This window comes from Mycobacterium sp. 852002-50816_SCH5313054-b (genome assembly GCF_001667185.1).
GTDB lineage: Bacteria > Actinomycetota > Actinomycetes > Mycobacteriales > Mycobacteriaceae > Mycobacterium.
In genome coordinates, this window is sequence record NZ_LZIC01000044.1 from 91052 (window position 1) to 110896 (window position 19845).

At 60.9% G+C, this 19845-nt stretch carries 17 protein-coding genes and 1 tRNA gene; 10 read left to right on the top strand and 8 right to left on the bottom strand.

The genetic code is table 11. The features are described 5' to 3' along the window. The first annotated feature begins 45 nt into the window (after positions 1-45). The 3 genes from A5787_RS09155 to A5787_RS27280 all read left to right on the top strand — a co-directional run bounded on the left by A5787_RS09155 (position 46) and on the right by A5787_RS27280 (position 2524). Complete coding sequence (locus tag A5787_RS09155; RefSeq protein ID WP_066964911.1) at positions 46-630, top strand: restriction endonuclease; 585 nt, start codon at positions 46-48, stop codon at positions 628-630. A 148-nt stretch (positions 631-778) separates the two neighbouring features. Beyond that, the gene (locus A5787_RS27275; RefSeq protein WP_156763839.1) at positions 779-1801 is read left to right on the top strand and encodes a hypothetical protein; all 1023 of its coding nucleotides are present in this window, start codon (positions 779-781) and stop codon (positions 1799-1801) included. Between the two features lie 564 nt (positions 1802-2365). After that, positions 2366-2524 (top strand): hypothetical protein, encoded by a 159-nt coding sequence (locus tag A5787_RS27280; protein ID WP_156763840.1) that lies wholly within the window; start codon positions 2366-2368, stop codon positions 2522-2524. 59 nt (positions 2525-2583) lie between these two features. Here A5787_RS27280 and A5787_RS09165 read toward each other — a convergent pair whose 3' ends face one another. Further along, the gene (locus A5787_RS09165) at positions 2584-3705 is read right to left on the bottom strand and encodes a HEPN domain-containing protein (RefSeq protein ID WP_156763841.1); all 1122 of its coding nucleotides are present in this window, start codon (positions 3703-3705) and stop codon (positions 2584-2586) included. A 252-nt stretch (positions 3706-3957) separates the two neighbouring features. On the opposite strand from A5787_RS09165, the gene A5787_RS09170 reads away from it, so the two are divergent. Beyond that, positions 3958-5853 (top strand): restriction endonuclease, encoded by a 1896-nt coding sequence (locus tag A5787_RS09170; protein WP_231993911.1) that lies wholly within the window; start codon positions 3958-3960, stop codon positions 5851-5853. Between the two features lie 52 nt (positions 5854-5905). On the opposite strand, the gene A5787_RS09175 is transcribed toward A5787_RS09170, so the two are convergent. Continuing rightward, the gene (locus tag A5787_RS09175; protein ID WP_066964925.1) at positions 5906-6499 is read right to left on the bottom strand and encodes a recombinase family protein; all 594 of its coding nucleotides are present in this window, start codon (positions 6497-6499) and stop codon (positions 5906-5908) included. 304 nt (positions 6500-6803) lie between these two features. On the opposite strand from A5787_RS09175, the gene A5787_RS27285 reads away from it, so the two are divergent. From A5787_RS27285 to A5787_RS09185, 4 genes are all read left to right on the top strand, one after another. Then, the gene (locus tag A5787_RS27285; protein WP_156763843.1) at positions 6804-7412 is read left to right on the top strand and encodes a hypothetical protein; all 609 of its coding nucleotides are present in this window, start codon (positions 6804-6806) and stop codon (positions 7410-7412) included. Further along, positions 7405-8643 (top strand): pentapeptide repeat-containing protein, encoded by a 1239-nt coding sequence (locus A5787_RS26505; RefSeq protein WP_082977132.1) that lies wholly within the window; start codon positions 7405-7407, stop codon positions 8641-8643. The genes A5787_RS27285 and A5787_RS26505 overlap by 8 nt, the downstream gene beginning before the upstream one ends. 361 nt (positions 8644-9004) lie before the next feature. Further along, the gene (locus A5787_RS09180) at positions 9005-9649 is read left to right on the top strand and encodes a hypothetical protein (RefSeq protein ID WP_156763844.1); all 645 of its coding nucleotides are present in this window, start codon (positions 9005-9007) and stop codon (positions 9647-9649) included. Beyond that, the gene (locus A5787_RS09185) at positions 9649-10173 is read left to right on the top strand and encodes a hypothetical protein (protein WP_066964929.1); all 525 of its coding nucleotides are present in this window, start codon (positions 9649-9651) and stop codon (positions 10171-10173) included. Before A5787_RS09180 ends, A5787_RS09185 begins: the two co-directional genes overlap by 1 nt. Before the next feature lie 116 nt (positions 10174-10289). Here the strand turns inward: A5787_RS09185 and A5787_RS09190 are convergent, their stop codons facing one another. From A5787_RS09190 to A5787_RS28080, 3 genes are all read right to left on the bottom strand, one after another. Further along, positions 10290-13844, bottom strand: a complete 3555-nt coding sequence (locus A5787_RS09190) for a hypothetical protein (RefSeq protein WP_156763845.1) — start codon at positions 13842-13844, stop codon at positions 10290-10292. A gap of 481 nt (positions 13845-14325) precedes the next feature. Further along, a complete protein-coding gene (locus tag A5787_RS09195; RefSeq protein ID WP_197506995.1) occupies positions 14326-15381 on the bottom strand; it encodes a DUF3631 domain-containing protein in 1056 nt (351 codons plus the stop codon). Between the two features lie 83 nt (positions 15382-15464). Then, entirely contained in the window at positions 15465-15677 is a 213-nt protein-coding gene (locus A5787_RS28080; RefSeq protein ID WP_082977134.1) for a helix-turn-helix domain-containing protein, read from the bottom strand. A gap of 109 nt (positions 15678-15786) precedes the next feature. Between A5787_RS28080 and A5787_RS09200 the strand changes: the two genes are divergently transcribed. Together A5787_RS09200 and A5787_RS09205 are read left to right on the top strand one after the other, a co-directional pair. Then, complete coding sequence (locus A5787_RS09200; RefSeq protein ID WP_197506996.1) at positions 15787-16287, top strand: helix-turn-helix domain-containing protein; 501 nt, start codon at positions 15787-15789, stop codon at positions 16285-16287. Between the two features lie 13 nt (positions 16288-16300). After that, complete coding sequence (locus A5787_RS09205; protein WP_231993906.1) at positions 16301-17497, top strand: site-specific integrase; 1197 nt, start codon at positions 16301-16303, stop codon at positions 17495-17497. 51 nt (positions 17498-17548) lie between these two features. Here the strand turns inward: A5787_RS09205 and A5787_RS09210 are convergent. The 3 genes from A5787_RS09210 to A5787_RS09220 all read right to left on the bottom strand — a co-directional run bounded on the left by A5787_RS09210 (position 17549) and on the right by A5787_RS09220 (position 19746). Continuing rightward, a tRNA-Pro gene (locus tag A5787_RS09210) sits at positions 17549-17622 on the bottom strand. Positions 17623-17683: 61 nt separating this feature from the next. Further along, positions 17684-18790 carry a PLP-dependent cysteine synthase family protein gene (locus A5787_RS09215; protein WP_066964946.1) on the bottom strand — a complete coding sequence of 369 codons (1107 nt, stop codon included), beginning with the start codon at positions 18788-18790 and terminating at the stop codon, positions 17684-17686. After that, positions 18787-19746 (bottom strand): metallophosphoesterase, encoded by a 960-nt coding sequence (locus A5787_RS09220; RefSeq protein WP_066964949.1) that lies wholly within the window; start codon positions 19744-19746, stop codon positions 18787-18789. Before A5787_RS09220 ends, A5787_RS09215 begins: the two co-directional genes overlap by 4 nt. Between the last annotated feature and the right edge of the window lie 99 nt (positions 19747-19845).

Sequence of the window (19845 nt, forward strand, 5' to 3'; positions counted from 1 at the left end):
TCCGCTAGGTTCATCGGCGAGTCCGTGCCGTCACCGTGAGGGGTCATGGAGAAGATACTCGGGTCCTTTCTGCTGCTGGGGTTCGCTTTCCCTTGGTTTTTCACCCAGCGCGCGACCGGCAGCGTGGTCGCGGGGTTCTCGGCGGGACTGGGCGGCCTGGTCTTGACGGTGGTCGCGCTGCTGTGGCTCGGTGTGCAGCGGGACCATTACCGGGCCGAGCGGCAGCGGCGGCGCGACCTGCGGTACGCGATGTCGGATCTCGCGGCCGTCGATGACATATCGGGGGTCGAGTTCGAAGGCTTTGTCGCGGCGCAGCTTCGGACCGTCGGGTGGGGCGTCACGCACACCGCCAGCACCGGTGATTACGGCGTGGACCTGGTCGCCCAGAAACAGGGCACGCGCATGGCGGTCCAGTGCAAGCGCCAGGCGAAGGCGGTCGGTGTGGCCGCCGTCCAACAGGTCGTCTCCGGCGCGCGGCAGCACGGCTGCAACCGGGCGGTCGTGGTGACCAACCAGGCGTTCACCAAGGCGGCTCGCCAATTGGCGACCACCCACCGTTGCCGCCTGGTCGGGCGCGAGCAACTGCACATCTGGGTCCGGGTCGAGCAGCCTAGCCGCGGCGCCCGCTGAACTGCGCGCGTCCGCGCAGTGGTGGGCACGATTCCCGCCGATCCCCGCAGCACCGACCATTCCCATGCTCTCCTTGTTGGGCTTAGATTCAAGGCCCAGCGCAAGCAGAACACTGAGCTAGGGGAAGGACAAGATGCTTACTACGAGCGTGGCCGAGGCCATGGAATTGTCTGACACCTGCAGATCGGAACAATTGCCATGGAGCATCATCGCGACATCAGGGCCAAATTCTACGCTGGCCACCGTTCTTGCCGGATTTATGATGTCAGTGATGGCCATCCTACTTGGCAGAGAAGGACCAGGAGAATTACGTGATGCCAAGATTGCCCATACGCTGGCATTATTTGGATCGGGCGTCCTTATACTTGGACTTGATGCTTTTCTATTCGGGAACATAAACGCGCTAGCGGGACCGAAGGGCGGATGCGCAATTGCCTGGACCGAGGCCATGCCAGCGACAAGTATGCTGATGGTCGGGTCGTGCCTGATGGTTGCCGGCCTTGCATGGGTTTTGGCGCAGTATTTCGTGTCGCGGGGTATCTGGAGCGCAGGGTCCGACGGGAAACTCGATGCGCCCACTAAATGGAAACTTCGCCTTCCCGGAATCCTTACTGGAGCCGTAATTGTCACGACCGCACCACTGGTCGTCTTAACAGTTCTTATGTACATCAACTTTATGAACTTATATTTCGATCACGATATATCCTTGCTTTCGTTCCGGATCGCTTTGTTAACTATCTTGGGCGCCTATGTGATCGCAATATCATGTATTATCACGCATAAGACTCGGCTATTGATACGGTATGTCGAGGAGAAGATGTCTGAACGCGCGGAACGGGCGCGACAACCGTTAGAAGACGAAGAACCGCTGAAACTCAACTCAGATCTTCCTGCGCTCGCGTGGACCTTGATCTCTGCGGTCGTGCTGGCGGTCGTCGGCGCGTTGTTCGCGGGTTTGGTGGGTGAGCATGGGCCGTTCGTTCACGCAAACAAAGCACCGGGCGAGTGTTGGATCTACGTTGGCGTCGCGCTGGCAGTGGTCCCGATCGCCATCCCAATCGCGATTGCCCTAGCCGTACCATCGGCGCCGGAAAGCTGGACGCCGACTCGCCAGGGTCCGTTGCAGGCTACTGCAGGCAAGCTGCGGGCCGGGACCCAGCAACGCCCCTAGCCGCAATCGCTCTCAGCAGCCCTGACCTGCTATCAGGCTCTTTGAGTCGGGGTGGCGGGATTCGAACCCACGGCCTCTTCGTCCCGAACTCTACGTACTGGGCGTTTGGAGCGGTTGACCACGTTGGGTGGGCTGAGAATTCGCATGTCAGAGCGTTGGGACAGTTGCTCGGTGACGAGCGTTATCGGAGCTACTGCGGACGCACTGCGGACGGGCAACCGCATATGTCAAAGAGCTGGTCCGCGGCTTGGGAAGTCGATTCCTGGCGTCCGTCCGCGTACCACGCCGTACGCCCGGCAGTCGCCTCAGTCGGGTACGACCGATCCGCCGGGGTATGTCCACCGTCGAGTGTTCGATTGTCGAGTTTTACACCCACCCCTTATGGCCCTGGGCCTGGGCCGCTAGTCGGCTCCCAGCCGGAGGTCGCACAGCGTCTTGAGCAGATCATTTCGGTGGGCTGCGAGATCAAGGCACTGACGACGATCCGAACATCGTTTACCCGGTCGACGGAGTGGTGATCCGGGCGACGGATGAGCGCGCCGAGATCGGAACATCATCCCGCGCATGGCCAACGCAACGTCGTTCCCCACGGTCATGTCTCTGATCGGCGAGCCGCCGGGGTTCGGCACGCGGACGGTCACCCGCCGCAAGGAGATCGCCAAGGCGTTGAACGACCTAAGGGCGCACTTCTTGCTGCGCCCGCCGCCGCGCGATTCAGCCTAACCGTTCAACGTCAAGGGCGGCATCATCTACACGGTGGTGTCGCCCTTGACCATCCGGAATCAGGCCCCAGTCTGAGGCTCAGAGATCACGAGCCGCATGCCTTCTGGAGGCTCGCTGCGTGCGATGGCGCCTCGAAACAGCATTTCAACCAGGGTCCGCGCCTCCTTCTCTAGGCCGGGAAGGTCACTAGGCGATAGGTATCCGTCGTGAACCAGCTTGCTCCGCTTGTTGTATACGTCCTTGGCTCTGCTTCTCAGATCAGCCAATCCGTCCTCGCTGAGACCGGGAATGTCAGCGAACAAGTCGCCTATCTGGGCACCTATTGACTTATTTCTTAGCGAATTGAGCTGCCCGCCAAGGGAATCCAGGCTTCGCTGCACGCTGGATGCTTTGCCATGCTTCGCTTTCTCCTCATTGAGTTCGGCAGTCCAACGATCAATGAGGTCCAGAGCGGCTTGATCTTTAGGCGATGCTACAGCCAAGGCTTCCATCGCGATGACCAACAGAATGATCCGAACGCGCGGCTGCCGTTCGTTGAAATGTGCCGCGTAGAGCTCCAGGGCAGTGCGGAACTTCTCGGTATTTATGGGTCCGGCGAGAACGCTTGCGACTTCGGTTAGCAGTCGTCCCAGTGCGTCCACCGTCAGCTCCTGACGGTCTTCGACAGCGATCCTGCGGATGAACTTCACGCCGGCTTTGCCATCATCCATCAGTTTCCTGATCTGGAAAGGTAGTGCAGGGGTCAGGAAGTCGCGGAGATGGATGTTCAACAACGCCATGATTTCGTAGGCGGTATCACGCAGAGCTTCTTCAAGGGCTGTCGGAAGCGAGTCCCCGTCAAACTCAAAGTCCAGGATGATGTCCAACTCACCTCGCCTCGCGTGGCGTGGCGCGGAGGGCAACACCGGGACGGCATCCTCCGGAGCCTTGAGGAAGGTATCGCCCGCGCGGTGCAAACCATGCAGCAGCTCGTCAGGCAGCTCCGGACCACGGTCGGTCGGTTCGACGACGAACCTCGCGGCATGTGATCTCGGTGGGTAGATATCTATGACCACGTCCACCCGCAACGGGGAGTCAGCTCCGTAATTGACTGGCACACCCCAAAGTTGCGCCGCGAACGGTTCTGGCCACACGTGCCACGTTTGGCACCGAAGGATCGCGTCCCACTTGACGGTAGTCACAAGTGCAAGGTAGTACTCCGAGACCCCGTTCCCGTGCCACTAGACGCAGGAGCGCAGCCTGAATGCCCGAGCACAAGGGCGGCTGCAGCGATCACTGCCGCACGTTGCATGGTGCCCCGGTAACGGTTGATTGACGCAAATGTTGCAGGCGGCATCAGTCTAAGCACGCTGGAATGTCTGCAGTTGTGGAATGCGGCAATATTGCTCGCGAGACGGTCACTGCGGTGCAAGGCTGAGGATGAGGAGGTGGCGATGGCACGCCGTAGTTCGATTTTTTCTGCATACGCGCAGATGCAACGCGAAGCCGCGCGAGCACAAGCCGCTCAAGTACGGGCCCAGGCCGCTGCGCAACGCGAAGCCGCCCGTGCCCATGCGGCCTACGTGCGGGCTCAGGCGGCAGACGAGAAGGAACGCAAGCGCCTCTACGTCGAGAGCCGGGTGGCCGAGGTAGCGGCCATGAACGCCGACCTCGAAATGACGATAGAAGCGCTGCAGGGGCTTCTCGCGGCTTCACTGAAGGCCGGTGATGTTGTCAGCTTCTCGTCGCTGAAGAAGCCCGCGTCGAAACCGCCATGGAAACACGCCCACCTTGAGCGGGCCGAACTCGCGCCAGTGCCCGAAACATTCATGCCGGCCCCTCTTACTGGCCTGGGCAAGCTATTTGGTAAGGCCAAACATGAGCAGGCAGTAGCCGAAGGGCAAGCGAGGTACGGGCAAGCGGTGAAGGAACATCGCAGTCGTGAGGCGCAACGAGCCACCGCCCTGGCGAAGGCCCAGGCTGAGTGGCAGGCTGCCGCGGCACAACTCAACGAAGAGGCTAGGAAGCAGCATTTGCACGTAGACGCTTTCGAAGCTGACTACCTCTGCGGTGAGCTTGACGCGGTGGTGTCTTACTGTTCCATGGTGCTAGAGGCATCCGCTTACCCAGACGGGTTCCCGCAGAGATTCAAGTTCGCTTACGTTCCAGAGTCCCGGCAGGCCGTCGCGGAGTACGAGCTGCCAACAGTCGATGTGGTGCCGACAGCCAAGGCGTACAGATACGTCAGACAATCTGACTCGATCACTGAAGCCGCCCGGCCCCTTTCCCAGGTCAAAGCACTGTACGCATCGGTCGTCGCGCAGGTAGCGATCCGGACGATGCACGAGTTGCTGGAGTCGGATAACGCCGGGCACATCGACGTCGTCGTCTTCAACGGCGTTGTTGACACGACAGATCCGCGTACCGGACAGCCAATCCGGCCATGCCTAATCACTGTCCGGACGACCCGAGACACCTTCACCGGGATCAACCTCAAGCAGATTGACCCCGCTGCTTGCCTCAAATACCTGAACGCCGGAATCTCGAGGAGCCCCACGGAGTTGGTGCCCGTGCGTCCCGTGCTGGAGTTCTCAATGGTGGACCCACGATTCATCACCGAAACCGATACCCTTGGCGCTCTGGACGACCGGCCCAACCTCATGGAACTCACACCGCAACAGTTTGAGTCGCTCATCCAGAACCTGTTCGACAAGATTGGGCTAGACACGAGGCAGACAAGAGCGTCCAGGGACGGCGGCGTCGACTGCGTCGCCTACAACAACGATCCCATCTTGGGCGGCAAAGTCGTTATTCAAGCAAAGCGTTACAAACACACCGTCGGCGTCTCTGCCGTCCGCGACCTCTTCGGGACACTCCAGAACGAGGGCGCATCGAAGGGCATACTCGTCACGACAAGCGGATACGGCAAAGCATCTTATGAGTTCGCCGAGGGCAAGCCGATCGAGTTGTTCGACGGCGCAAACCTCTTGTACCTCCTCGAAACCCATACGGGCATCAAAGCTCGGATCGAGCCGCCAGACGACTGGCAAGATCCGGTACCCGACTCAGGTGAGCCACCGACCTACGCGAGTTATGACCGCTCGCAGCGCGACGAACACGTTGCGTTGTCTGCAAACCCAACGGTTGTGCAGCTAGATGAAGCGGACACAGCCTCTCCGTCAATGGAACCCGCTTCCGGGGACTCGACGAAAGTACAAGCGGGGAAGTCCTCGAAAGTCAGATGTCACAAATGCCAACATGTGCAGGTGGTCCCGCTGAACCAGTCGACATTCGTGTGCGAGGAATGTGGCACAAAGCTCAAACGTAGAACACCAGTTGAGCGCAGTTAGCGGACCAGCCACGGGCGCTGTCGGCGGCGTGGTCGGTGCGCCGGAGGACAAACTAATCGTGATCGTCTGCCAGGATGCGGTAAACGGTGGCTCGGCTGACGCCGAGCGCGGAGGCAATCGTGGTGGCCGGTTCCCCCTGCGTGTGCATCCTTCGGGCCAACGCTGCTTTTGATTCATCGAGTACCTTTGGCCGCCCAATTGATTGACCCCGTACGCGGCGCGCCTCACGTGCCGCTGACCGACGTTCAGGGCCCAACTCCAACTCAAGTTCGGCCAGACTCGCAAGTACGCCTGCAATCATCCGACCCGTTGCGTTCGTCGTATCGATGCCTTCCCGCAGTGAGCGAAGCACGATTCCCCGCTCCCCCAATTCGCGGATCGTCGTCATGACCTCAGCAGCGTTGCGGCCCAAGCGGTCGATGCCGACGACAACAATGGCGTCGCCTTCGCGTGCATAGTCCAGCAGCGAAGCAAGACCGGGCCGCTGCTCACGGGTAGAAGTGCCACAGAGCATGTCGCTGTAGATGCGGCTGGTATCGACACCTGCCGCCGTGAGCGCATCGACCTGTTGGTCGAGGGACTGATGCAGGGTGCTGACGCGGGCGTATCCGAGTTGAGCACCCGCGGTGGTCGTTGCGGTAGCCATGCCTCAAGCTTGTCTCAAAAGTCTCAGAAACACAAGTATTGCGACATGGTTTTTGAGTCAACTTTTGAGACAGCATGACCTGGCACTTTCTGAGAGGCAACTGATCACGGCATCGGCGTCTCAATACTTTAGTTCTGAGACACGCTGTAATCGTGGTGGCCCTACGGGAAACCGGCACGGCAAGCAGCTCGTCGTGCGGCGCTACATGAAAAGTTATGCGTACCGCCACGGATCAGATATTCTTGCCGTCGGGTGTCACGACTCGCCTAAATCGATACGGACGTTCGGTAGCCGGAGGGTCCAGATGGCCAGGCAATTTCTGCTAAACGCCGACCGTCATCAACTTCGTCCCGTTCTAAAGAGAGTCAGGCTCCTTCATGAGGCTTACAAACGCGGCGTTGGCACCGACGCTAGCGCCCGAGCACTGAACGATCTCAGCAGCCTCCTGAACCACCGGGCTGTAACGCCAATTCTTGATACACTGTTGGCCACCGCCAACCCCGACATTGCATTGCTAAGCGGTCAACGACAGATACGGCACGACGAGCTGCAAGCCGAAGCGTATCTGGCCGAACTTTTTGGGTTCTCGCCGAGGCAAGTACGAAGGCATATCAATCGGGTCTGCGCTAGTGGTGTCGACTTCCCAGCACTTGCTCAAATGCGGCTACAGACGACCGGCGACCTGGACGGACTTATCAATCGCTGTCATAGTCATCTTCAAGATGTTGCTGGCGCCACGTCCTCAGGTTGGTGGGAATCGCGTCAACGCAACCAAAAGCTGAAACAGGACGTGGACGATGCAATCTTCGGTATCGGCGCGGTAGTCGCGAACGCGCTTCAAACAGGATACTTTCGTCTCTCTTATTCTGTTGCGGTAGCAACATTTCGAAGGTTGGTTATGCCTGATGAGTAAATCTGTAGGACCCTACGGCACGGCGCCAATACCCGGAGATCCAGACGATCTTCCGCCAGTCCGCGTTTTTCCGTGGCGTCTGAAAAGCTTTATCCGAGGGGCCACCTGGCGCGTGTCGACAGGACTGTTAGCGCTGGCTGTCCTCGGGCTGCTGCTATTGTCCGTAACTTTTTTCCCCTATCTGCTTGTGCCGGCTCCGGCTCAATCGGAGTTAAGCAAGCTATCAACCGCAGACCGGATAAAAGCACAGAATGACCTCGCCACGACACGGAACTCCGTGCGAACTACGCTGGTGCAAGCCATCGGAGGAGCCCTGGTTCTAGTTACGGGCTCGATCGCGTGGGCCCAGGTGCAAACGGCTAGGCGTGGGCAGATTACGGACCGCCTAACAAAATCAGTAGATCAACTCGGTAGTGACAAACAAGAAGTACGCATCGGCGGCATCTATGCACTCAATCAAGTGGCGGAAACCCCACAATACACAAGAGCAGCGGCTGAGGTGTTATTAGCGTATCTTAAGTCTCAAGGAGCTTCAGCGGTCGACGATCCACCATCCGAACCAACCCAATTGAGTGCGCTCCGGATAGACATGCAAGCCGTAATCCGAATTTTAGTAGACGAAAATTTATGGAGCCGCGCTGAAGCCGGACGGCTCGATTTATCAGCAATCCAAATTGCGTATGCACCTTTGCGTGGAGCAACGCTGAGCGGAACAATTATGGCCAATGCGAGGCTACCTTATGCAGACCTTCAGGGAGCTGAACTAATGCAAACTAGTATGCCGAGCGCGAACCTTGATCACGCTAACCTCAATGAAGCTGAGCTTTCGGGTTCGGATATCACGGGAGCAAGCTTCGCTCTTGCGTTTATAAGGGACGCTAAGCTCTGCACTGTTCAAGCGAGAGATACCGTCTTTATAGGGGCCGATTTGAGCGGATCGACTTTAAGCGGCGACTTCAGAAACGCGAACTTTTCAGAAGCTCACTTGAATGGCGTGGATATGCGAGGTGCTGATCTTCGGAATGCTATTTTCACTAATGCGAATCTCGCGGGCGCCGACTTCTCAGGCGCAGACCTGGGGGAGGCCATTTTGATTGGAGTTACCATAGATGGCGTGATAGTGGATTCAGAAACAAACTTGAGCAATATCGTGACCGACGAGCGGGTACGGGCTGAGCTAATCGAAAAATCCCATTTGCCGCCACCTTCCGCAAAGCGCGGCTGGACCTAGCGAAACGTAGTCCTCTGGCCGCAGCCAGAGCATGACCACGGAGAGGGAGATTCTCAATCACATGTTGCCGGCGGGCACCGGCGCAAGATCCGAGGAGAGATTCGCGACTCTATCCAGTAAGGGTCGTAACACCAGCTACGTCGCGGCGCACGTTTGGTGCGAGATTTGAGAAGTCAAGAACGTTGTTTTGCGACAGTGCTACGGAGTCCGTGTGCTCTGACACGGTGACCATGGCCAGCCCTGCTGCTTTGCCGCAGAGGCCGAAGGCGCCGATATGTTGATCGTGGCATGCATCCGCTTAATCGAATCGACTGGTGGGCTGCCTGCCTTAGATCCAACGCGAGGAGTGCGGTCCGGCGAGATGATCGACGTTGACATCGAGAAGAACCTGGGTACCTATCTTGGCGACCGGCAACCGCTGGGGAGGTACGCCTCCTTCGACTACTGCTTCAACTACTTCCAGTCCCACCAGGAGGAGGACCGCCTGGACGACCTCCTCAACGGGGACGCCCTCCTGATGTCCTGCCTCCATCTCGGTTTCTACCTAGCCAGTTGGGGGATGCTGCGCGGTAAAGCCGAGTTGCTCAAGCGAAGCGTCCGAGCATACGTGCCCGTAGTCGAGGCGCTGGCAGGCGCGCCAGCGCACCTTTGGACCCTCGATGTCGATAGATACGACAAGACGACCATCGAGGAAATGCGCGCGTTCGGCAAGCAGCTTCGTGCCACCCTTCACGATCGGGCCTCTGATGTCCTCGTGACCAAGGTTCTCCTCGGAACGATGGGCTGCGTGCCGGCGTTTGACCGGTACTTCAACAAGGGTTTCGGTTGCTCGACGTTCGGACCTAAAGCACTCCAGAGGATCGGCCAGTTCTACCGAGAACATGCCGACGCGATCGAGGCCGGCCGGAAGAGGACGCTGAACTTTGAGACGGGCCAGCCTACGGAGCGGCGATACACTCAGGCAAAGGTCATCGACATGATCTTTTTCGTCGAGGGCGCGCGCTGATGATGTCGATCGACCCCCGCGTTCCCAAGCCCGCCAAACGGATATCCCATGAGCGCCCACTTCTCGTGCTCCTCCGAGACGCGGTGGCCGACCTGGGCGTGGACTGCGTCACCGGCCACGCTGGCAGCAACCGGTTCGGCATCGACGGGTGGAGACTCTCAAGACCCCAGCAGTTCCAGTTCGGCGACCTCCGGATCGAGCTTCCGACAACGACCGTTCTGGTCGAGACCGAAAGCGGCGGAGGTGTCACCAATCTCGTCAAGTACTGGCCCCTGCTGCGCTCCCGAACGTCGGACAAGCGACTCGTCCTCATCCACCTCTACATGCTCGATAGCGACGGCGATTACAGCGCACATCGGAAGCTGTGGTCCTTCCTCGTGGACCAGATGGAGATCGACCTGAAGTCGATTGGCATTAGTCGGCCAGACCAGTGGGACGCTCGCATCTTTACATACCGCAGAGGCGACCCACCGGATGATGTGACGGCATTCCTTCGGATGACGATCGCAGCAGGGTCGGCGTAGTCAGTCACCGCAAAGATTGTTCGGGTCGACCCGCTGGGTCCGGCAGCGCAGATGCACGTTTGATGCGGCATTCGAGCAGTCAAGAACATTGCATATGAGACATGAGCTCTAGCGGGCTAGGACCGCACTACGACGAAGATCGGCTTGCGATGCTTCTGCTTCTTATTGATCTTGCACACATTCGCGTCCTGGAGGATCGTTAGCACGGCCTTGTGGGCCTCGTCGTATGGAAGCTCGAACTCGGCTCGTTCCCAATTTGACAGGTAGCTGTATTCGCCGCCGAGTTCGTTCAGCACATCCACAATGTCGTTCGCGTCGGGAGCCGTTGTCTGAAGCAATCGGACTGTGAGTTCCGGGTTTTTGGCTGTCATCGCGATCCGGCGGATCTGTTCCACCGGTAAGGCGGTGTTGGTCTCGATAGCGAATTCCGAGGCAGCAACTAATGCGTCGCGGTCATCTGCGGGAACGTAGTCCGCCAGGGCCGCGATCACGTGCTGACCGAGCCTGCTGCCTGTCTCGGCTGTCGTGAGCAGGGAGGCAATCATCCCATCGACCAAGTCCGGAGTTATGAAACTCTCGATGTTGCGTGAGGCGACGATGGCGGGCTCGACGGAGGCCCACCCGGCAGCGCGCAGGTGGGCGAACGTGGTTGCATCGTCGGCCACCAGTTCGTGTTCGATGAGCAGTGCGAAAAGATCGCTATCCTCTGGCGTGATTTGAGCGGCCGGTAGTGGACCGTCAAGCCCCAAGCTCCTGACGAGCTGCACTCGGTCTTCGGGGGAGGGGATGCCGCCGCGGGCGTTAAGGACTGCAATGGCCGTGGCTGCCTTGTCCGGCGTCTCGGTCTCCTCTGCGTCGTCGGTGTCGTTGTCGATGGAGCCGGCGCTGACGAGTAGCTGGCCGAGATTCTCGTCGATGGCTCCAATCTCGGCCCGATACGCCTCGACGTTGGTCAGCGATCCACGGAACATATCGGCCGCGGCGAGATCCGGCCAGGTCGAACTAGGAGCATCAGTTACCTTCCGCAGGGCGGCATCCGGCGATGCGGTCGCGGTGATTCGTTTGACGGTCTCTTCGGCCCCTACGGCTACATTTAGCGCGGCGACGAGAGTCCGAGAGGTCTGCACCGAGTAGTCGGTGTCGTCATCGGCTTCGATCGCGTCAAGGTAGACGTTGAGGTTGGTCAAGCAGTACCGGTAGACCGCGTCATTGTCGCGAGCCTGGTCCAGCGTTACCTCGCCACTGATTCCGAGCGCTGTACGCAGGTTGGCAGCGGTTAGCTCGTACAGCTCGTTAGCGACGAGGAGGCGCTGCAGCTCGTGGTCAACCTGGCCGAGGCTCGGCAGGCGAATCCCTGCACGTTGGAGAATCCTTACCAGCGTGTCGAGCTCGGACCTGGAATGCGGCGCGGTGAAGGCCGACATCTCCTCGTAGTGCTCTGTCACGAAGTCGGTGAATTCGGACCCAAAATCGTAGGTGCCGTCTGGGTCGGCCGACAGCAGCGCAGCGTCAACTAAGGAGGCGCGCGCGTCTGCGGGCACGCCTTCGTCAGCGCTGAGGTACGTGAACACTTGCTGCCACCCACGGTGGCCCATCCGTGCTGCCAGGCGGGCGCGCTCTCCGTTCGCAGTAAAAAAGGCCGCCAAGAATTCTCTCGCCTGGGTTCCGAACTTGGTCGTCACATGTTTCACAACCTCGTCGGCTCGCTTCGGGTCTTGAACGAGAAGGTAATCGAGCACCTGGACGTTGTAGGCGCTGATGGTATGAGTGAAGTCTTCGTCCGTCTCGGCCAGTAGATTCGCGATCGCTGCAGGACCGGAGAAGCGGTAGTTGATGTCAATGCTGTTGGTCTGCACGGTCTGGACGATGAACGTGGCCACGTCGACTCCAGTGAAGTCGCCGTAGAACTGCGTGGCGTACAGGGTGAAATTCTGGTCGACGTATCCGTGCTTGACGAGATCGCGCGCTAGCTCCGATCTGAGGGTTTCGTCGACGAACTCTGCGAACGTTACATTCTTGACTGCGTCGGTCTGGCCATTTGCGTTGGCCGACACCGCGAGAGGCACCGTCTCGTCGTCGGTGAGATCCTGGAAGTTGGCGCCGCGCAGGAAGTCGATCTGACGGTCGAGCCGCTCAAGCTGCCGTTCGACCGCTTCGGCGCATCTCTCTGCCCATCGATCCTTCAGGGCTTCCGGAAATAGGCCCTCGAGGTGCGCCTGTGACAGCACGATGAGCTGATTCTGATTCGCCTGCACGGTAATGGAGCGCGCTTCGACGACCGCATCCCAGAATGCTGGTTCAGTAACTCGCTGTTCGTTGTGCCGCTCAGAGTTCACTACGAACCCCAACTGCATGCCAGTCCAGTTGTTGCGATCACGTTCGGCATGCCCCAGAGCTACTAGCCGCCCGCCGAGCTTATTCGCCAACGGGAAGATCGCAGGGGGAGGCGCGTTTCTCGTTAGCAGGTCACGCTTCTCGTGCTCGCATTTGGCGACCGCCGCCGCGACAAGCCTGCGGTGGAAGTCGTACACGCGATCGAGATCGCTGGCGCGGCGTGAGATGTCCTCGAAGTCTTCTAGATGGAAATTCTTGTAGGCAACCAGTGCGAACAGTTGGTTGGCCGACAACTCGGGCGCAACCTTGTCGGACTTGAGCAGTCGTGCAGCGAAGACCAAGTATTCGTTGCGGATGTTGATTAATAGCCGCATGTCGGTGACGTGCTTGGCGACGAGCTCGACTAGAGAGCGATCGATATCGGTGATCTGTGCGTCGCGGAGAAGACGGTGGAGATGCTCGCGAGCGCTGCGGTGCGAGATGAAAGGCACGACCGGGATAACTAATTCGAAAAACTTGGTTCGGTTTGCTCGGATATTTTCGGCGTGAGCTGCGTCGCTGGCCGCCCGCTCCGCAGTTTCCTCGCCGATCTTCTCAAAGAGGCTGTCGCGCATCGCGTAGATGAATCGCAGCGGATTGTTGTGTCTGTCGATCTTGTCGAGTCGCTTTGGGGTGTTGTTGAGTAGCGTATTGAGCTCACGCAGCGCCTGAAATATCTGCGGGTCGTTGTAGCGGTCCAAGTCCTCGAAGATGACGAAATCCTTCGGCTCCTGGTCGAAAAAATAGACAACTTCGTCCAGGTATTCATCGAAGTAAGTGTTCGTTGGAGCCGACAACGAGAACGTCGCGCCCGCTGCCGATATCTCTGAGACTACGACTCGGTTGTGGGTGATTGTCCTCAGCACTGCCAACGCCACGCAGAGTAACGCGGCCACAACCGTCCAAACCATTATTCGCTGCAACGTCGAATGATCGGCGATGCCCGCGATGTGCGAGGGAAGACGCCCAAGGAGCAACAATAGGGCCAAGAGACCACCAACTGCTAGTAATGCCTCGACTAGCGCCCGCCACCACGGCAGCGGGGTTCGCCGACGAAACCGCGAATGCCGGAGGGTGCGGGATCGGGCGCTGTAGACAAGCTGTTTGAGCACCTCCTTCTGGATTCTGTTAGTCAAACTCACGCCCTGCGTGTCCGGCGCAAGAGTTGAAATGGCTAGCCGCAGCGTCGAGCTGTTGTGGTGCTCTTGGAACTTGTCTAACACGCAGGACTTGCCCGCCCCGTAGCGTCCGCTTAGGGCGATGTTGCGGTTTCTAGGGTCGCCGATCGCGATTTCCAACTGATCAAGATAGGTCTTGTGTTGAGTCTCGTCGTATTGCGGCGCAAGCGATTTCAGCGCCTGTGAGTCCGAGGACGCTCTTTGTGACGGTTCCCGCCGTCGACACCTGTGAAGAACACCGGACCAGTTCCAACGCGGTCTCGGTAACGACATCAAGCCTCCACTGAGCTAGGGCAAGGGCGCTAGTAACCCAGGCTGTTGACACGATGGATATGGTAGATCGGCCAGCCGACACCCCCCACGAGTTACACACAAAGTAACTGCTCGCCCACTGGGAACCCCTCACCCACCGCTGGAATCGGCTTCGATGTTGAACATTGGATGGGGTGGGTCGAAATCCCCAGAACGTGACCGCCTTATCGACCCCTCGGGGCGCATGCTTGCCAGTGCATGTTTTCGAAATTGTTGCTCCCATCACTCCCTGTACAACCCGGTTGAGTTGGCTATCGTGGCGAACCCGGTGGTCCTCTGCCGCGCCGGGTTAACCGGCTTTGCCGAGTTCGTCGGGTTCAGGACGGGAGATGCCGTACTGGTGCCAGACGAATTCGAATTGCGACCGCGCAAAGCCGCGATAGCTTCCTGGGCGAGACGAGGTTGCCTTACACGCCTGAACGATCATCCGGCCGAACCGCGTGTCAGTCAGTTGCTTGCCGAAAGGACTTCCTGCACCCCAATATTCGGGATTGCGATCGATCACTAGCTGCACCAACTCCCGAGTCGGCACAAAGATCGTATCGGTTGGCCACACGGCATACAGGTCTCTCAGCAAAACTACGCCTGGACGCTCCTCCTTTAGGCCGGCCTCACGCTCGGCGGCGTCCTGATGGAGACTTTGCTGGATAAGGCGGTCGGCGATGTCCGGCCAGCCGCCGCCCGCAACAACTGCGACGCGCTTGAGCGGTCGCCACTTCTCTTTGAACCGGCCGACGCATCCTTCGGGCATCTCGACCTTCATGCCCTTCACCTCTGACCGAACGCGGTCGGTCCACTCGGCAATGGCCTCACGTAGTGCTTTAGCCTCGTTCTCGATCTCCTCCCAATCTGAATCCTCCACGGTCCCATAAAGGTCGGGCATCAGCAGAACGCGGATGGACCGCTGCACCGTGTCGTCAGGTAGGCGTGGCGCGTTGCCAGCCATCGCCACGGGCGCGAAGGTCGGCATCTCCTGCACTTCCCACCCGTTATTCGCGGTCGGAAAGGACACGGCCCGTACACCACCGACGCGGTAGCCGGTATTGAGGATGGCGAGTAGGTCGTTGGTGAGGGGGCCGTCAGGCCGCAGGGTCCGGTCGACCTCATCGAGCAGAATGGTTCGCGTGTCGTGCTGCAGAACCCGCGTCAGGACTGCTGCAGACGCAAGCCCAGCCGCCTGGATGGGCGCGTAGCACAAGTGCTTCAGGTGTTCCAGGAGAGTCGTCTTGCCGCTGCCAGGCGCTAGCGAGTCAATCATCAAACGGGGACTGGTGTAGAGCTCGACCGCCAAGTGAGTGTGAACCGTCCACAGCGCCAAGATGTTCAAGTCGTCGGGGTCCGGCATAGCGACGAAGCGTCGGAACCAAGTGACGATTGTGTCGAGGAGTTCACTCGAGTCGGTCGGGGAGGGAGAAGCTGCCTGTTGCATCACGCGATACCCTCGCCGCGCTTGGTGGCCGATTCCTGTCGGGCAATCCATGCCAGCACATCCTCACGCCAGTAGCGAACTCGGCCGGCCAGCCGGAAGGAGGTTGGCCCGACGCCCGCTGACCGGTAGTACCGCAGAGTTCCTTCAGGAATTCCAAACTCAGTCTCGACATCCTTCGTCGACATGAGGTCCCTCTTGTTCGTGGTTGGCATCCGGGCACCTGTCCTTAAACGCTTGATTTTGAAGCCCTCAGGGGAGAGTAGTCGGACTACGCTTGTAACGCAAGCTTTTTCAGACTATCCTGCTAGGCAGGAGGTGGGCATGGGCGTGGATGGACGCCGCCTAGCGCGGGACATACGTGAGATGCATATGGCGGACCGTCGGCAAGAACACGAGTCCTGGGAGAAGACGTTCGGCGAAATGGTCCGCCAGTGGCGTCGCGCACGTAGCTGGTCGCAAGAGCAGGTTGCCGAACTGCTGCGCCTTGAAGGATTCGACATGCACCAAACCACCGTGGCCAAGATCGAGCGCGGCGCCCGACCCCTCCGCGTAGCCGAAGCGGCGGCAATCGCCTACATCTTCGACGTGCCTCCTCTGGCCATCTTCGAAAGCCGCCCCCCGGAGGGCTATCCAGACACCATAAAGGATCTACAGGTAGCCCTGGACAGACAAAAAGAGAGCGCCAAACGAGTAGCGCGGGACCTGGAAAACACTGCAAAGCAATATGCGGTCGAACTTGCCATGGTCCACGGGATCGCTTACGAAATGAACCAAAGTGCGGCCCAAGGACAAATGGAGCAGGCGAGTGACGCAGAGGCGTAACCGTCGAAGCGGTGTGGAGGACCGGTGGACGAAGACGGTCCGGGATGAGAAAGGCACAAAACATGCCGTCTCGAGCGCCAACTATGGCAAGGGAAAGCGGTGGCCTGCAAGGTATGTCGACAGCAACGGCCGCGAGGTCGCAAAGGGGTTCGGTCGAAAGGTAGATGCTCAGAAATGGCTTGACGAGGTCACGTCAACGATTGTCACCGGAACCTATATCGCACCCGGCGCCGGCAGCGTCACCGTAAGGGAGTTGTACAAGCAGTGGGTGGGGACGTTCGGCCACCTGAAGGCGACCACGAAGGCAGCGCGTGAATCTGCTTGGCTCACCCATGTCCGCGACGTTTGGGAAGTGACGCCGGTCTGCGAAGTTCAGACATCTGCCGTGCGGACATGGGTCAATGAGCTTGCCGCACAGGGTTCGTCGGCGCCGACCATCGAAACCGCGCTGGGTGTGCTGCGGATGATTCTCGGTCTCGCTGTGGAGGACCGGCGAATTGCGAGCAATCCGTGCAATGGGGTCAAAGCGCCGCGGCGTGAACACTCACAGCGTGCCTACTTAACGCATCAGCAGGTGGACGACCTGGCGGGCGCGTTGGCCCGTGATGGCCTGGTGGTCCGGTTCCTGGCCTACACCGGCCTGCGGTATGGGGAAATGGCGGCCCTAATTGTGGCTGACTTTGACATGCTGCGCAGGCGGGTACAGGTGCGCAGGTCAGTGACTGAGGTCAAGGGCAAGTTGGAATGGTCGACGCCGAAAAGCCACGAACGCCGGTCCGTCCCGTTCCCGCGATTCCTGACCGATGACCTCGCCCGGCGAATGGCCGGCAAGGGGCGCGACGACTTGGTGTTCGCCGCGCCGGGCGGCGGTGTTCTGAGGATCGCCACCTTCCGAACCCGTGTGTTCAACCCGGCCGTCGCAAAGCTGCGCGGCATCGACGAAGACGGCAAGCCGACGATCGACTGGCCGCGCCCCACGATGCACGACCTCCGTCACACCGCCGCCTCGTTGTCGATCAGTGCGGGCGCGAATGTCAAGGCCGTCCAGACGATGCTGGGACACAAGTCGGCGGCGCTGACTCTGGACACCTATGCAGACCTGTTCCCGGATGACCTAGAGGCCGTCGCGGACGCTTTGGACGCCGCAGTGCTGGCGCTGCGTGAATCTACTGCGGACGCGCTGCGGACGGACGCGCAAGCGAGTTCCTAATGCCGAGGAGCACTGACCGTGTCGCTGCTGGTCAGGCCATTGATATACGAGTCGGGGTGGCGGGATTCGAACCCACGGCCTCTTCGTCCCGAACGAAGCGCGCTACCAAGCTGCGCCACACCCCGCTTGAAGCCACGACAGCGTATCGCACCGGCCCGCCGGCTGACCAAACCGCAGGCTGCCGGGCTAGCTCCACGCGCAGGTGCGCTCGAATTCGACCAACGCCTCGGCCGGGCCGGTCGGGTCGAGCCCCTGCGCGGCGACCCACTCGTCGCTGAAATAGGTGTCGGCGTAGCGGTCGCCGCTGTCGGCGAGCAGGGTGACCACCGACCCGCTGCGGCCCTGCGCGACCATCTCGGCGAGCAGCCCGAAGCAGCCCCACAGGTTGGTGCCGGTCGACGGCCCCACCCGCCGCCCCAGCACGGCGCTGACGTGGCGGGCCGCGGCGATCGACGCCGCGTCGGGGACCGCGACCATCCGGTCGACCACGCCGGGCAGAAACGACGGCTCCACCCGAGGCCGGCCGATGCCCTCGATCCGCGAGGACGCCGGCATCACGACGTCGTAGCGCTGCTCGGAGTAGGCGGGGAAGAACGCGGAGTTCTCCGGGTCGACGACGCACAGCCGCGTCGCGTGCCGCCGGTAGCGGAGGTAGCGGCCGATCGTCGCGCTGGTCCCGCCGGTGCCCGCGCCGACGACGATCCATTCCGGGATGGGGTATCGCTCCTCGCCCATCTGCTCGAAGATCGACTCGGCGATGTTGTTGTTGCCGCGCCAGTCGGTGGCGCGCTCGGCGTTGGTGAACTGATCGAGGTAGTGCCCACCGGTGTCGCGGGCGACCCGCTCGGCCTCGGCATACACCTTGCTCGAATCCGTGACGAAATGGCAACGGCCGCCTTGTGATTCAATCAGCGCCACCTTGGCCGCGCTCGTCGACGCCGGCATCACGGCGACGAACGGCAGCCCCAGCAGGGCCGCGAAGTAGGCCTCCGACACCGCCGTCGACCCCGAGGACGCCTCGACGACCGTGGTGCCCTCGCCGATCCACCCGTTGCACAGCGCATACAGGAACAGCGAGCGCGCCAACCGGTGCTTGAGGCTGCCGGTGATGTGCGTGCTCTCGTCCTTGAGGTACAGCGCGATGTCGACGCCGGTGTCCCAGGCCGAAGGCAGCGGGTAGCGCAGCAGGTGGGTGTCGGCGCTACGGCGGGCGTCGGCCTGGATCAGCCGGATCGCGTGGTCCGTCCAGTCTCGTGGCAGGGTGCGGACCGCGATCCGGGCCCGATCGCTCACCGCACCGAAGCGGTTGGCTGCGAACGGCTCAGGTCGCTTCTGGCATCGCGGTCGCCCATCGGGGCGGCGATCAGCGTCAGCAGCGTCGCCTCGGGCCGGCAGCAGAATCGCACCGGCGCGAACGGCGAGGTTCCGATGCCGGCGGACACGTGCAACTGCATATTGGCGCCCCACCGCGACGGCCCCTTGGCGCGGGAGCGGTCCAGGCCACTGTTGGTCACCAGGGCGCCGTAGAACGGCAGGCAGAGCTGCCCGCCGTGGGTGTGCCCCGCCATCACCAACTGGTAGCCGTCGGCGGCGAAGCGGTCCAGCACCCGCGGCTCCGGGGAATGGGTCAGCCCCAGCCGCAGGTTCGCGGCGGGGCTGGCCGGGCCGGCGATCGTGTCGTAGCGATCCCGGTCGATGTGCGGGTCGTCGACACCCGCGGCGGCGATGTGCAGGCCGGCCACCTCGAATTCGCGGCGGGTGTGGGTGAGGTCGAGCCAGCCGCGCTCGGTGAACGCCGCCCGCAGGTCCTGCCAGGGCAGCGGCTCGCCACGGACCCGATGCGACGGGTTGGTGAGGTAGTTCAGCGGGTTCTTCAGCCGCGGTCCGAAGTAGTCGTTGCTGCCGAAGACGAACACGCCCGGCCGCGACAGCAGGTCGCCGAGGGTCTGCACCACCGCGGGCACCGCCTTGGGGTGGGCCAGGTTGTCGCCCGTGTTGACCACCAGGTCGGGTTCCCAGGCGGCCAGCTCGCGCAGCCAGGCCTGTTTGCGGCGCTGGTTTGGCAGCATGTGGAGGTCGCTGAGGTGCAGCACCCGAAGCGGTGTGGACCCCGGCGACAGGACGGGCATGGTGATCTCGCGCAGCACGAACGCGTTGCGCTCGACGAAAGCCGCATAACCGATGCCGGCCAGGGTCGAGCCGAGCGCTACCGCGCCGGTGCGCATCAGGACGGGCATAACTTCAGCCATCCGGACAGCCTCCTGCCGGTTGGCTTCTGGCCGCGTATCGCTTGCGCCACGCGCCCGCGCGCCTAGGGGGGGGGGGGGCGGGTGGGGCAAGCTATACGC